We start from the raw sequence: 13,253 nt of genomic DNA on the forward strand, positions 1-13,253 counted from the left end.
CAGAAGGATCGCCGTGAGGATGGATGCGGCCATGATCGTGGAAGACGCGGGGGTGCTGGCCGATCCGGTGCGGCTGGCGGCGGTGGACCAGGCCCGGCGGGTGCTCCCGGCGCTGCCGATGCCCCTGGAGGGCATCGCGCGGCTGGCGGCACGGCTACTGGACGCGCCGATCGGGTTGATCACGCTGGTCGGCGACGAGACCGAGCACTTCGCCGGAGCCTTCGGTGCACCGGCGGCGCTGATCGCCGGAGGGCAGGCCTCGCTCGCGTACTCGGTGTGCAAGTACATCGTCTGCGCCGACGCGCCGGTGCGCGGCCGGGACATGGCCGCCGACGACGACCCGCGCATCCGGAATCATCCGCTGACCAGTGAGTACGGCGTCCGGGCCTTTCTCGGGGTTCCGCTTCGCGACGCCCAGGACCGGCCGGTCGGGTCGGTCTCGGTGATGGATACCCGGCCGCGGGACTGGTGCGACGCCGAGCTGTCGACGCTGGTGGAGATCGCGATGCTGGTCGGCGGCGTACCGGGGAGGCCACCGGGGCCCGGCACCGTCGTCCTGACCGACCTGGACACGGTCGAGGTACTCGACGCGATCACCGAAGCGTTCCTGACCCTGGACGTGGACGCGACCGTGACCGGCTGGAACACCGCCGCGACCGAACTGTTCGGGTTCACCGCCGCGGAGGCCTGCGGCCGGCCGGTCGACTCCCTGCTGGCCGCCGAGTACGAAGGGCGGCCGCTCCGCGAGCTGGTGGCCGGGCTGCTGACCGGCCAGATCGGGGGGCCGCTCACGGGCCCGCTGACGTTCCGCACCCGGAACCACCGCCAGGTGCACGCCAGGGCCAGGATCACGATGCTGCACGGGACCGGCGGCGCGGTCGTCTGCGTCTTCCTCACCGACCTCACCGCGCAGGTTCTCGCCGCCCGAGCCGCCGCCGACGCGGCCGAGGCGGTCCGGGCCGCCTCCGACGAGGCGGAAGCCGCCAGAGCCGCCGCGGCGGAGGCCGACGCCGAAGCCGACAGCCAGCGCAGCTTCGCCGAGGCGTTGCTCGACAGCCTCGGTGAGGGTGTGGTGGCGGTCGACGCGGAGGGCCGGGCGGTGGTCTTCAACCGCGCACTGCGTGAGCTGCACGGCCTTCCCGACGACGTTTCGCCGGACGAAGCGCAGGCCGCGACGCTGCCGCGGCTGCACTCCCCGGACGGCTCACCGTTGAGCCCGGGCGAGCTCGCCGCGGCGCGCGCGCTGAACGGCCACACCGTCCGGGACACGGTGATACTGGTACGACAGCCCGACCGGCCCGACCGATACATGCGGGCCAGCGCACAGCCGGTGCGCGGCCGCGACGACCGGCTGATGGGCGCGGTGATCACGGTCCAGGACATCACCCAGCGCCTCCGCGCCGAGCGGTTCCGCGACTGTCAGCTGACCGTCGCCTCGGTCCTTCTCCGGCCGGACGCGCTGACCGAGCTCGCGCCCTCGATCGCGCAGACGATCGGGAAGGCGCTGGGCTGGCCCTACATCAGCCTCCGCCTGGTGGATCAGGCCACCGACACGCTCGTCCGCCTCGCCCACTGGAGCGCGCCGGGTTACGACCTGGAGGGCATGCTCCCCGACCGCATTCCGCGCACCGCGCACCTCATCCCGGCCCACGTGTGGGCCACCGGGCAGGCGGTGTGGGAACCGGACCTGGCCCACTCGGCGTGGCTGACCGAGCCCGACGCGCGTGCCCGCGCCCGCGTCTACGCCCAGCGCGGGCTGCACGCCGCGCTGTCGGTGCCCGTTCGCGACGGCGAGACGGTTCTCGGCGTCCTGACCTGCTTCGCCGGTACCGCCACCGACGACGACGAGTTCCTGGTCACCGGCCTGCTTACCGACGTCGCCACCCAGATCGGCCAGTTCCTGGCCCGGCGCCGCGCCGAGGAACTCACCGCCGAGCTGGCCCGCGCCCGGGCGGATTTCACCGCGCTGATCGGCCACGACATGCGCACCCCGCTGACCACGATCGCGACCTACGCCCAGCTGCTGCTCGAGGACCCGGTCGCGCGTCCGGACACCGACCTGCGGCTCCTCGACGGCATCGATCGCAACGCCAGGACGCTGCGCGAACTCGTCGACGGCCTGCTCGACCTCGCCGCGCTGGAGGCCGGGCACCACACGCTCGACACCCGGTCGGTGGACCTGAGCGCGATGATCGGCCGCGCGTGCGAGGCGGCGGAACCGTCGTGCACCGCGGTCACGCTCGACCGGCAGCTATGCCCCGGAGTACACGTCACCGGCGACCCGGACCGGCTCCGCCAGCTCTCCGAGAAGCTGCTCAGCACCGCGGTCGCCGCCACCCCGCCCGGCGGCACGATCGAGGTGGCCGTCGACCGCGTCGACGGCGCCGCGCAGCTGCGCATCACCCATCCCGGCTGCCTCGACGGCGAGGCGTTCGACCGGTTCTCCCAGGCCAACGCCACCGGTGTCGGCAACGCCGACGCGGCGACCGGGATGGGCCTCCTCCTGTCCCGGGTCATCGCCGAACGCCACGGCGGCACCCTCACCGTCGCCCACGACCAGGAAACGACCAGTCTCACCGTCCGGCTCCGGCAACCGGAGACTGCGGCGACCACCAGCGAACCCGACGGAGACATGCGTGGCCACGATCGTCCTCGGTGAGAACGAGCCCGACATCGCGTTCGGCGTCGAATTGCTGTTCGCGCGCGCCGGGCATCGGATCCGGCTCACCACCACCGGTCCGGACACGCTGGCCAGCATCCAGGCCCAGCCTCCGGACCTGATCGTCATGAACCCGTCGCTCCCCCACCTCGACGGCCTGGAGATCTGCCAGCGGGTCCGGGACGACCCGGCGCTCGCCCACCTGCCGATCCTGCTGCTCTCCGCTCGCTACAAACCGGCCGAGGTCGCCGCCGCCCGTGCCGCAGGCGCCAACGACTACCTCGGAAAACCGTTCAACAACCGCGATCTGCTCGCCCGCGCGGAGAGCCTCCTCGCCGCCTCGTAGCCCGCGCACGGTAGCGGAGGCCGACCGGGGTACCTACAGTGAGTTCAGCGGTCGGGCGTTGGGGATGGACCAAAGGCGGTTCTCCACCATGAAGGACGGACATCGGCGCGAACCTCTGGTGACAACCGCGGTACCGGGCTCCGTGTACGCGGCCTGGGAACGTTTCGTGCAGGGCGACGACCAGGTCCTGGGTGTCCGCCCCGAGGTGGCGATCTCCTGGCACCGCTGCCGCGAACAGTACCGCGTCGACCCGCACCTCACCGAGGCTCCGATCGCGGTCGCGGAGATCGATCACACGCCCGAGTACGACGGTGTGTTCGCCGAGTTAGGGTTCCGCGCCGCGTCGCTCGCCCATGACGTCAGCGTCGTCGGGGGCGTCGTCACGATCACCGACGCCACCGGCCGGATCCTGGCGGAGTGGGGTGACCCGGCCACGCTCGCCCGCGCCGCGGAAGCCAACCTCGCCCCCTGGTTCTGCTGGTCGGAATCCGCGGCGGGCACCAACGGCATGGGCTCGGCGCTGGAGGCGCACGGCCCGGCGCTGGTCCGCGGCGCGGAGCACTGGTGCCAGGCCTTCCACGACTGGGCCTGTGCGGGCATCGCGGTGCGCGACGTCGTCACCCGAGAGCCGATCGCGGTCCTGAACATCTCCTGCTGGCGCAGTCAGCTCCCGCCGCTGGCCGGAAGCTGGCTCGCCAACGCGGCCGCCAAGACCCAGTGCCTGCTGCGGCGGCGCGCGCGGAACAGCGGCGCCGAGCTGGTCGCGGCGTACACGCAGGCCAGGGCCGGCTCGTCCGCCGCGCTCGCCGCGATGGACACCGCGGGCAAGGTGGTGATCGCGGACGAGACCGCGAGCGTGCTGATGGGCGTCCCGGCCGCCACCCCGGCGCTGGACCCCACCGTGCGCTGGAACCCCGGGCTGCCGGAACTGATCGGCGCCGCGCAGTACGCCTGCAAGCAGGCGTCCCGCAATCCCGACTGGGTCGGGTCGACGCAGATCTTCACGTACCTCGCCGACGAGCCGACCCCGATCGTCATCCGTCCGGTGTTCCTGTCCGGTCATCTGATCGGGACGCTGGTCTCGTTCGACGCCTCCGACGGGCCACCGCTGCCCCCGCACACCGACGGGCCGGCCCGCCCGAAATCGCCGCTGCGGCGGGTGGTCGCCACGCGCGAGAACCGGACGATGCTGCTGCGGCCGCCGGAGGTCTCGTTCGCCGAGTCGGACGGGAACGACGTATGGCTGTCCACGGACCAGGGACGGGTCCGCGCCGCGTCGGCGAGCCTCGACAGCCTCGGCGACGAGCTGGCCGACGTCGGATTCCTCCGCGTGCATCGCCGGTACGTGGTCAACCTGAGCCGCATCCGGGAGGTCGAGCGCAAGCGGGGCGGCGAGCTCCTCCTGGTCATGGCTGGTACCACCGGCGGCACGGACAGCATGGTCCCGGTCTCCCGCCGGAACGCGCCGGCCGTGCGTCGCGCGCTGGACATCTGAGCGCCGGAGGGAGCCGTGCCCGATAACCGCGAGAACGCAGGCGGTGGTCTCGGCCTCCCGGCTCCGGGCGTGCGGGGACACCCCACCACCGACCATTGGTGGCCCGACCGGCTCGACCTGCGCGTCCTGCCGAAGGCCGACCCGCTGGGCGCGGACTTCGACTACGCCGCGGCGTTCCGGACGATCGACCTGGACGCGCTGGCGCGCGACGTCGACGCGGTGCTCACGACGTCGCAGGACTGGTGGCCCGCCGACTTCGGCCACTACGGCCCGCTCGTCGTCCGGATGGTGTGGCACTGCGCCGGGACCTACCGCGTCGCCGACGGCCGGGGCGGTGCGAGCGCGGCCCTGCAGCGGTTCGCGCCGGTGGACAGCTGGCCGGACAACCGCAACCTCGACAAGGCGCGCCGCCTGCTGTGGCCGGTGAAGAAGAAGTACGGCTCGCGGATCTCGTGGGCCGACCTGATGGTGTTCGCCGGTAACCGCGCCCTGGAGACGATGGGGTTCGCGACGTTCGGGTACGGCGGCGGCCGGGTGGAGGTCTTCGAACCCGACGACGTCTACTGGGGACCGGAGCGGACCTGGCTCGCCGACACCCGCCACACCGGCGTGCGGGAGCTGGAGAGTCCGCTGGCCGCCGACCAGATGGGACTCATCTACGTCAACCCGGAGGGCCCGAACACGGTCCCGGATCCGGTCACGTCGGCGCGGGACATCCGGACGACGTTCCGGCGCATGGGGTTCGACGACGCGGAGACCGTCGCGCTGATCACCGGCGGCCACACGTTCGGCAAGACCCACGGCGTCGCCGACCCGGAGCGTCACCTCGGCCGCGAGCCCGCGGGCGCTCGCCTCAAGGACCAAGGGCTGGGGTGGCGGAACAGCCACGGCACCGGCAAGGGCCCGGACACGATCACCAGCGGGCTGGACGGCACCTGGACCCCGACGCCGACCACGTGGGACAACAGCTACCTCGAGACGCTGTTCCGCTACGAGTGGGACGTAGCGCTGAGCCCCGCGGGCCTGTGGCAGTGGGTCCCCCGGGGCGGCGCCGGGGCCGGTACCGTGCCGGACGCCCACGACCCGTCCAAGACCCACGCCCCGACGTTCCTGACCACGGACCTCGCGCTCCGCTTCGACGCGGCCTACGAGCCGATCGCCCGGCACTTCCTGGCGCACCCGGACGAGTTGGCGGACGCGTTCGCCCGCGCCTGGTTCAAGCTCACGCACCTCGATCTGGGCCCGCGGCAGCGTTACCTGGGCCCGCTCGTGCCCCGCGAACCGCTGCTCTGGCAGGACCCGGTCCCGGATGCGGACGATCACCGGCCGGACGTCGCCGCGCTCACGGCGCGGATCCTCACGTCCGGGCTGTCGGTCGCCGAGTTGGTCACCACCGCGTGGGCATCGGCGTCGACGTACCGCCGCACCGACCGGCGCGGCGGGGCGAACGGGGCGCGTCTGAGCCTCGACCCGCAGCGGACCTGGGCGGTCAACGACCCCGGCACGCTCGCGCGGGTGCTGGCGACCCTCGAGGGGTTACGGGAGGACGTCTCGCTGGCCGACCTCATCGTGCTCGGCGGCTGCGCCGCGGTGGAACGGGCGGCCCGCGACGCCGGCCACGACGTTCCGGTCCCGTTCACCCCCGGCCGGACGGACACGACGCAGGAGTGGACCGACCCGGTGTCCTTCGCCGCGCTCGAACCGGTGGCGGACGGCTTCCGCAACTACCGCGGCCCGCGCGCTCAGCGGTCGTCCGAGCACCTGCTCGTCGACCGGGCGAACCTGCTGACGCTCAGCGCACCCGAGATGACCGTCCTCATCGGCGGTCTGCGTGTGCTGGGCGCGAACACCGGCGGGTCCCCGCTGGGCGTCCTCACCTCGACGCCCGGCGTGCTGACCAACGACTTCTTCGTCAACCTGCTCGACCCCGGTACGGAGTGGACCGAGGTCACCCTGGAGACGTTCGAGGGCCGCGACCGCGCCACCGGTGAGCTGCGGTGGACGGCGGGCCGCGTCGATCTGGTCTTCGGCGCGGACGCGGAGCTGCGCGCGATCGCCGAGGTCTACGCGGCCGACGACGCCGGCGAGAAGTTCGTCCGCGACTTCGTTGCCGCGTGGGACAAGGTCATGAACCTCGACCGCGTAGCGGTTGCACATCGGGTCTGAACGGAGGCCGATCGCGGACGAACGGCGAGGGCGGCCGGAATTCGCGATCGTCCTTGTCGCCGTTATTCCCCCGGCGTAAAGTCCGGCGCAATAGGCGATCGCTCCCGAAAAACCGCCACTGTAGACGAATCGGCGCTTTGTCAAAGCTCCGAAATATTTCGTGTGCCACTGAACGGAATCAGTGTGGGGAGAATCGGACCGAGGAGATGAGGTCGATGACGACCGCGCATGAGCGAGAGCTCCTACTGGACAAGCTCGGGCTGGGCGCGCAGAACAGCGCGGCACTCGGCCGGGTGCTCAACACCGGCAACATCGGGGAGGCCACCGACCGGGGCGACGGCCGCATGCAGGCGACGATCCGGATCCGGCCGGACGAGATCTGCTGGGATCCGTCGATCCTGGTGCTGCCCCACGGGGGTGACCTCGAACTCGAGCTGATCAACGACGACCTGAACACGCACTGTGCGCTGCTGCCGAGCAACGGCGACCGGAAGTTCATCTGGCTGGTCAACCACTCGCGCGGCCGGGCGACCCTCAACCTCGACGGGCCCGGCTACTACTGGTTCAGCTCGCCCACCGGCAACGACGAGGGCCGCGGGCTGACCGGGGCGATCGTCGTACTGGGCGACGTCCCACCGGAAGCCCGTCTCGACCGTCCCGACCAACCTCGCCCCTAGCGAAAGGATCGAGTCATGACCAGCGTCGAATATGTAGATGCGGGCGAGGCCGTCGATCAGGCGCGGCTGAGTGGCAAGGTCGCGGGTGGAGAAATTGCGCCGCCGGTGGTGCGGGACGTCAATTACGAACGCATTCTCGACGCGCGTTCGGAGCCGGAGAACTGGCTCACCTATTACGGGGCGTACAACGGGCAGCGGTACAGCCCGCTGGACCAGATCAACACCGAGAACGTCCGGCGCATCGGCCCCGCGTGGGTCTTCCAGGCCGGGGCGAGCGGCATCATCGCGGGCGCGTCGACGTACTCGTTCGAGGCCGCCCCGATCGTCGTCGACGGGATCATGTTCCTCTCCGGCTGGGACGGGTGGGTCTGGGCCCTGGACGCGAAGACCGGCACCGAGATCTGGCGTTACAAGCACGCGATCCCGTTCGACGTGTCGCTGTGCTGCGGCAACGTGAACCGCGGCGTCGCCGTGGCCAAGAACAAGGTCTTCTTCGTCACCGCGAACGCCCACGTGCTCGCGCTCGACGCCACGACCGGCAAGCGCGTCTGGGACCGGACCTACGGTGACGTGCGGGCCGGCGAGAGCGCCACGGTCGCCCCGATCGTCATCAAGAACATGGTGATCGTCGGCAGCTCCGGCGGGGAGTTCGGGGTGCGCGGCCACCTGGACGCGTTCGACCTCGACAGCGGCGAGCACCAGTGGCGCTGCTACACGGTCCCGAAGCCGGGCGAACCGGGCTCGGAGACCTGGCCGTCGGACGGGGAGGCCTGGGCGCGCGGCGGCGCGAACTGCTGGGTCACCGGCACGTTCGACCCGGAGACGAACCTGCTGTACGTCGGCACCGGCAACCCCGCGCCCGACTTCGACGGCGGCGTCCGCGAGGGCGACAACCTGTTCACCGACTGCATCATCGCGGTCGACGTCGACGAGGGCCGGATCCGCTGGCACTACCAGTGCACCCCGCACGACGTGTGGGACTACGACAGCATCGGCGAGTGCATCCTGTTCGAGAAGGACGGGCGCAAGCTGCTCGGGCACTTCGACAAGAACGGGTACTTCTTCGTCCTCGACCGCACGAGCGGGGAGCGGGTCTCGATCACGCCGTTCGTCGACCGGATCACCTGGGGCGCGATCACCCGCGACGGCCAGGTCACGCCGAAGGTCTACCCCGACGAGGAAGGCGTCCCGGTGCACTTCTACCCGGGGCCGGCCGGCGCCAAGGAGTGGACCCACGCGGCCTACAGCCCGAAGACCGAGCTCTTCTACGTCCCGGTCCAGGACGTCGGGGCCACCGCCACCCGCCGCCGCCGGGAGTTCAAGGAGAGCATCCCGTACTGGGGCGCGGGCGTTCAGGTCGACATCGACGAGGCCCTGGGTTACGTCAGCGCGTTCGACGCCAACGGCGAGGAGAAGTGGCGCTGGCGCAACGAGCTCCCGATGTGCGCGTCGGTGCTGGCCACCGGCGGTGACCTGGTCTTCGCCGGCGAACCGTCGGGTGAGTTCAACGCGTTCGACGCCCGGACCGGTGAGCTGCTGTGGCAGTTCCAGTGCGGGAGCGGTCACCACAGCAGCCCGACGACGTACGTGGTCGACGGCCGCCAGTACATCGCCGTACCGGTCGGCTGGGGCGGGTGGGCCGAGGGGTTCCTCCCCGGCATGCTCGGCGCGGGCCACGGAAGCGCGTTGATCGTCTTCGCCCTGCCCGAGTCGTAGAGGAGGTGGATCCATGGAAGCCCAGCTCATCGAGTGGGAGACGCCCGAGTTCGAGGAGGTCTCCGTCGCACCCGAGGTGACGATGTACATGGGAACGCTGGAGCCCTGACGTGTGGGTGCGGATCCTGGGGTCGGCGGCGGGAGGCGGGTCGCCACAGTGGAATTGTGGCTGCCCGGTCTGTACCGCCGTCCGCTCCGGATCCGCACCGTCGCGTACCCAGTCGTCGATCGCGGTGAGCGTCGACCGCCGACGGTGGTACCTGTTCAACGCCTCGCCGGACGTCCGGGCGCAGGTCGAGGCGTTCCCCGGTCTGCACCCGTCCGGGGACCGGGTGACGCCGCTGGAGGCGGTGCTGCTCACCGACGCCGAGCTGGACCACACGCTCGGACTGCTGCTGGTGCGCGAGGCCCGTGCGCTGCGGCTGTACGCCACCCCGGCCGTGCACGAGACGCTGTGCGACGGCTCCGGGCTGCTGCGTCTGCTGGAGCGTTACTGCGCGGTCGAGTGGCGGGCGGTGGTCCCCGGCGCCGATGTGACGTTGACGGACGGCTTGTCCTGCCGGGCGTTCGACGTGCCCACCACGAAGCGCGATCGGTTCGGGGCGGGCGCGGGGTTCGGCCGCGTCGTCGGTTACCGGCTGACCGACGAGCGCACCGGCGGAACGCTCGTGTACCTGCCGGGCGCGCAGACGCTGCCGCGTGCGGAGATCGACGACTGCGACTGCCTGCTGCTCGACGGGACGTGCTGGAGCGACGACGAGGTGGCAGGCACGACGTCCCGTCAGATGGGGCACCTGCCGGTCACCGACAGCCTCGCCCAACTCCCGGCGCTGGACGTACGACGGACGATCTTCGTCCACGTGAACAACACGAACCCGATCCTGCTGGACGACACCCCCGAGCGGCGCGCGGTCGAGGCGAGCGGCCGGGAGGTGGCCATGGACGGTCTGGAGGTCGAGCTATGACCGCGACGCTGGAGAGAGACTTTGTCGCGACGTTACGGGCCCACTCGCGGCGCTACCACGACCAGCATCCGTTCCACGTCCGGATGAACGCGGGCCGGTGTAGCCGCGGGCAACTCCGGGGCTGGATCGCCAACCGCTTCTACTACCAGGAGAACATCCCCCGCAAGGACGCGGCGATCCTCGCGAACTGTCCCGACCTCGCGGTCCGTCGCCGCTGGATCCGCCGCATCACCGACCACGACGGCACCGTGCCGGGTGAGGGCGGCGTCGAGGCATGGCTGCGCCTCGGTGAGGCCGCCGGGTTGACCCGCGACGAGATCCTCGACCACCGTCACCTGGTGCCCGGCGTCCGGTTCGCGGTCGACGCCTACGTGAACTTCGCCCGGACACGCCCGTGGGTGGAGGCGGTCGCGTCGTCGCTCACCGAGCTGTTCGCTCCCGACCTGATGGCGGAGCGGCTGGCCGCGTTCGAGCGGTGGTACGGGTGGATCGAGCCCTCCGGGCTCGCGTACTTCCGCGCCCGGCTCGAGCAGGCACCGCGCGATTGCGAGCACGCCCTCGAGGTCGTGACGGCCTACTGCCTTTCGGCGGACGCTCAGCAGCGCGCCGTCGACGCGCTGGCGTTCAAGTGCGACGTCCTCTGGGCCCAGATGGACGCCATCGAGAAGGCCTACCCGGAATGAGCCGGCCGCAGCTGGCGCGCCACGTCCGACTGGGGTTCGACCGGACCCGGCAGCGGCCGATCCTGCTGCTGCCGGAGACCGTGGTGGTGCTGAACGACACCGGCGCGGCGATCCTCGAACGCTGCGACGGGCAGCACACGGTGCCGCAGATCGAAGCGGCGCTGGCCGCGCGGTTCCGGACCGTGCCCGACGGCGAGGTCGAGCGATACCTGGCGCGACTCGTCGACCGGCGGCTGGTGGTGCTCACCGATGGCTGACCACCGGCAACACAACGCACCGTTCGGTCTGCTCGCCGAGCTCACCTACCGCTGCCCGCTGGCGTGCGCGTACTGCTCCAACCCGCTGAACCTGGCCGACTACGCCGACGAGCTCACGACCGGCGAGTGGCGGCGGGTGCTGATCGAGGCCGCCGACCTGGGCGTCCTCCAGTGCCACCTGTCCGGCGGCGAACCGCTGCTGCGGCGTGACGTCGTCGAGATCGTGGGCGTGGCGCACGACGTCGGCCTCTACACGAACCTCGTCACCAGTGCCCTGGGGCTGACGAGGCCGAAGGCCGAGCAGCTGCGGGCCGCAGGCCTGGACCACGTGCAGGTCAGCATCCAGGCCGACGGCCCTGCGCTGTCCGACGCGATCGCCGGCATCCCGTCCTTCCAGCGCAAAATCGACGCGATGCGCCTAGTCAAGGAGCTGGGCTGGCCGCTCACCGTGAACGTCGTCCTGCACCGGCGGAACATCGACCGGGTCGCCGAGGTGCTCGACCTGGCCGAGACCGTGGGCGCCGACCGGGTGGAGCTGGCCAACACCCAGTACTACGGCTGGGCCTGGCGCAACCGCGACGCGCTGCTGCCCAGCCGCGCCCAGCTGGAGGCTGCCGAGGAGGCCGTGCGTGCGGCCGGCGACCGCCTGAACGTCCTCTACGTGGTCCCCGACTACTACAGCCGGTACCCGAAGCCCTGCATGGGCGGCTGGGCCTCCCGGCAGCTGACCGTGACGCCCAACGGCGACGTCCTGCCCTGTCCGGCCGCCCAGTCCCTGCCGTTGCCGCGGGCCAGCGTGCGCACCGACCCGCTGGCGTGGATCTGGGCGGAATCCCCGGTGATGACCGCGTTCCGCGGGACGGACTGGATGCCGGACCCGTGCCGGAGCTGCGAGCGGCGCGAGCTGGACTTCGGCGGGTGCCGCTGCCAGGCCTTCCAGCTCACCGGCGACGCCGCGCGCACCGACCCGGTCTGCCACCTGTCGCCGGACCACGCGCTGGTGGCGTCGGTCGTGGCGGCGGCCGACCGGGCAGGCGAGCCGTCACTCGTCCCCCGGCCGCACCGGTGAGCGGCATGACGTCGATCCTGATCTTCATCCTCGGCGCCGCCCTGCTGGTCTACTGCGCCGAGAAGCTGATCGTCTACCTCGTCGGCACCGCGGGCGGCCTGCACATCTCGGTGTTCCTGCTGGCGATCCTGTTCACCGGGATCGAGTTCGACGACGTCGCGCTCGGGATCGCGCTGAACATGGAGGACCTCGGCGGGGTCGCGCTGGGCACCGTGTTCGGCACCGCGATCTCGATGACCGGCATCGTGCTCGCGCTCGCCGCGATCATCAGCCCGACGCGGGTGAACATCCCCCGCAGCTACCTCGCGCTCTTCGCCGCGTCGCCGCTGATGATGGTCCCGTTCGTGCTCGCCGCGCCGCTCACCGCGGCGGACGGCGTCGTCTTGCTGTTGCTGTTCGTCGCGTTCATCGCCTACGTCGCGGCCAACGAGCTGCGCAGCAGCACGCCGATCTTCCGGAACGCCGAGATCCTGGAGCGGATCGGGGCCGGCGGCGGCTCCGCAGGCGCCGGTGCCGCCGACGAACCTCCGTTCGCCGTGACCGTCCCGTTCAGCAAGTCCAAGCCGCTCCCGAGCTGGGCAGGCGTCGGCCTCGCGGTGCTCGCGCTCGTCGGCCTCGTCGCCGCGGCCGCGATCACCAGCGCCGGGATCGAGGGCATCCTGGAGGACTACGCGATCCAGGGCACGCTGTTCGGCGCGACGATCGCCACGCTCGTGCTGTCGCTGGAGGACATCTTCCTGACCGTCGAACCCAACCGCCGGGGCGCACCGGAGATCGGGATCGGCAACGTCATCGGCAGCGTGGTGTTCGGCGTCACCGCGAAGCTCGGTTTCATCCTGCTCACCGGCGGCAGCATCGCGGTCGACGACGACGTGCTGTCCTGGCACCTGCCGGTCCTGGTCGTCATGACGGCGCTCGCGGCGTACTTCATCTCCACCGGCCGGCTGCGCCGCAGGCACGGGTTCGTGCTGCTGGCGCTGTACGTCGCCTACTGGGTCGTCAGCTTCTCGGTCTTCGGCGAGGCCCCGATCGAGTCGGACTGATCCGCGCCGGTCAGTGGTCAGCGGCGCGTTTGGACGCCAGCCGCGCCGGGTCGGGCCACCGGACGTCCCACACCCAGCCGACTTTCTCGAAGCCCCAGATCAGCCGGGCCGACGGGTCGAGCTGTCCGCGCAGTACGCCGTGCCGCGCGCCGGTCGGGTCGGCGTGGTGGGAGTTGT

At 71.5% G+C, this 13,253-nt stretch carries 12 protein-coding genes and 1 pseudogene; 12 read left to right on the forward strand and 1 reads right to left on the reverse strand.

Annotated elements, in window-relative coordinates; all coding sequences use genetic code 11:
• Positions 1–31: 31 nt before the first annotated feature.
• From BUB75_RS36535 to BUB75_RS36590, 12 genes are all read left to right on the forward strand, one after another.
• On the forward strand, positions 32–2,659 hold the full coding sequence (locus BUB75_RS36535; RefSeq protein WP_073263996.1) for a GAF domain-containing protein: 2,628 nt from the start codon (positions 32–34) through the stop codon (positions 2,657–2,659).
• A complete protein-coding gene (locus BUB75_RS36540; protein ID WP_073263997.1) occupies positions 2,637–3,005 on the forward strand; it encodes a response regulator transcription factor in 369 nt (122 codons plus the stop codon). Before BUB75_RS36535 ends, BUB75_RS36540 begins: the two co-directional genes overlap by 23 nt.
• Positions 3,006–3,093: 88 nt before the next feature.
• Positions 3,094–4,500 carry a DNA-binding protein gene (locus BUB75_RS36545; protein ID WP_073263999.1) on the forward strand — a complete coding sequence of 469 codons (1,407 nt, stop codon included), beginning with the start codon at positions 3,094–3,096 and terminating at the stop codon, positions 4,498–4,500.
• 15 nt (positions 4,501–4,515) lie between these two features.
• On the forward strand, positions 4,516–6,666 hold the full coding sequence (gene katG / locus BUB75_RS36550) for a catalase/peroxidase HPI (RefSeq protein ID WP_073264001.1): 2,151 nt from the start codon (positions 4,516–4,518) through the stop codon (positions 6,664–6,666).
• A gap of 215 nt (positions 6,667–6,881) precedes the next feature.
• Positions 6,882–7,343 carry an MSMEG_3727 family PQQ-associated protein gene (locus BUB75_RS36555; protein ID WP_073264003.1) on the forward strand — a complete coding sequence of 154 codons (462 nt, stop codon included), beginning with the start codon at positions 6,882–6,884 and terminating at the stop codon, positions 7,341–7,343.
• A gap of 15 nt (positions 7,344–7,358) precedes the next feature.
• The gene (locus tag BUB75_RS36560) at positions 7,359–9,059 is read left to right on the forward strand and encodes a PQQ-dependent dehydrogenase, methanol/ethanol family (RefSeq protein ID WP_073264005.1); all 1,701 of its coding nucleotides are present in this window, start codon (positions 7,359–7,361) and stop codon (positions 9,057–9,059) included.
• 13 nt (positions 9,060–9,072) lie between these two features.
• Positions 9,073–9,168: a pyrroloquinoline quinone precursor peptide PqqA gene (pqqA, locus tag BUB75_RS36565; RefSeq protein WP_073264007.1), complete on the forward strand. Its 96-nt coding sequence runs from the start codon at positions 9,073–9,075 to the stop codon at positions 9,166–9,168.
• A 1-nt stretch (position 9,169) separates the two neighbouring features.
• On the forward strand, positions 9,170–10,024 hold the full coding sequence (pqqB, locus tag BUB75_RS36570; protein WP_073264009.1) for a pyrroloquinoline quinone biosynthesis protein PqqB: 855 nt from the start codon (positions 9,170–9,172) through the stop codon (positions 10,022–10,024).
• Entirely contained in the window at positions 10,021–10,707 is a 687-nt protein-coding gene (gene pqqC, locus BUB75_RS36575; RefSeq protein WP_073264011.1) for a pyrroloquinoline-quinone synthase PqqC, read from the forward strand. Before pqqB ends, pqqC begins: the two co-directional genes overlap by 4 nt.
• Positions 10,704–10,964 carry a pyrroloquinoline quinone biosynthesis peptide chaperone PqqD gene (pqqD, locus tag BUB75_RS36580; RefSeq protein ID WP_084742151.1) on the forward strand — a complete coding sequence of 87 codons (261 nt, stop codon included), beginning with the start codon at positions 10,704–10,706 and terminating at the stop codon, positions 10,962–10,964. The genes pqqC and pqqD overlap by 4 nt, the downstream gene beginning before the upstream one ends.
• Positions 10,957–12,033, forward strand: a complete 1,077-nt coding sequence (gene pqqE, locus BUB75_RS36585) for a pyrroloquinoline quinone biosynthesis protein PqqE (protein ID WP_073264015.1) — start codon at positions 10,957–10,959, stop codon at positions 12,031–12,033. The genes pqqD and pqqE overlap by 8 nt, the downstream gene beginning before the upstream one ends.
• A gap of 5 nt (positions 12,034–12,038) precedes the next feature.
• Positions 12,039–13,076 carry a sodium:calcium antiporter gene (locus BUB75_RS36590; protein WP_073264017.1) on the forward strand — a complete coding sequence of 346 codons (1,038 nt, stop codon included), beginning with the start codon at positions 12,039–12,041 and terminating at the stop codon, positions 13,074–13,076.
• A gap of 10 nt (positions 13,077–13,086) precedes the next feature.
• Here BUB75_RS36590 and BUB75_RS48660 read toward each other — a convergent pair.
• A pseudogene (locus BUB75_RS48660) lies at positions 13,087–13,253 on the reverse strand (acyl-CoA desaturase); the annotation flags it as partial.

It is taken from the genome of Cryptosporangium aurantiacum (genome assembly GCF_900143005.1).
GTDB classification, from domain to species: Bacteria; Actinomycetota; Actinomycetes; order Mycobacteriales; family Cryptosporangiaceae; genus Cryptosporangium; species Cryptosporangium aurantiacum.

Excerpts from the sequence above, each read along its gene's own strand:
- pqqD (WP_084742151.1), top strand. The coding sequence starts at position 10,704 with ATGAGCCGGCCGCAGCTGGCGCGCCACGTCCGACTGGGGTTCGACCGG.
- pqqA (WP_073264007.1), top strand. The coding sequence starts at position 9,073 with ATGGAAGCCCAGCTCATCGAGTGGGAGACGCCCGAGTTCGAGGAGGTC.
- BUB75_RS36590 (WP_073264017.1), top strand. The coding sequence starts at position 12,039 with ATGACGTCGATCCTGATCTTCATCCTCGGCGCCGCCCTGCTGGTCTAC.
- pqqC (WP_073264011.1), top strand. The coding sequence starts at position 10,021 with ATGACCGCGACGCTGGAGAGAGACTTTGTCGCGACGTTACGGGCCCAC.
- BUB75_RS36545 (WP_073263999.1), top strand. The coding sequence starts at position 3,094 with ATGAAGGACGGACATCGGCGCGAACCTCTGGTGACAACCGCGGTACCG.
- pqqE (WP_073264015.1), top strand. The coding sequence starts at position 10,957 with ATGGCTGACCACCGGCAACACAACGCACCGTTCGGTCTGCTCGCCGAG.
- BUB75_RS36535 (WP_073263996.1), top strand. The coding sequence starts at position 32 with ATGATCGTGGAAGACGCGGGGGTGCTGGCCGATCCGGTGCGGCTGGCG.
- BUB75_RS36560 (WP_073264005.1), top strand. The coding sequence starts at position 7,359 with ATGACCAGCGTCGAATATGTAGATGCGGGCGAGGCCGTCGATCAGGCG.
- BUB75_RS36555 (WP_073264003.1), top strand. The coding sequence starts at position 6,882 with ATGACGACCGCGCATGAGCGAGAGCTCCTACTGGACAAGCTCGGGCTG.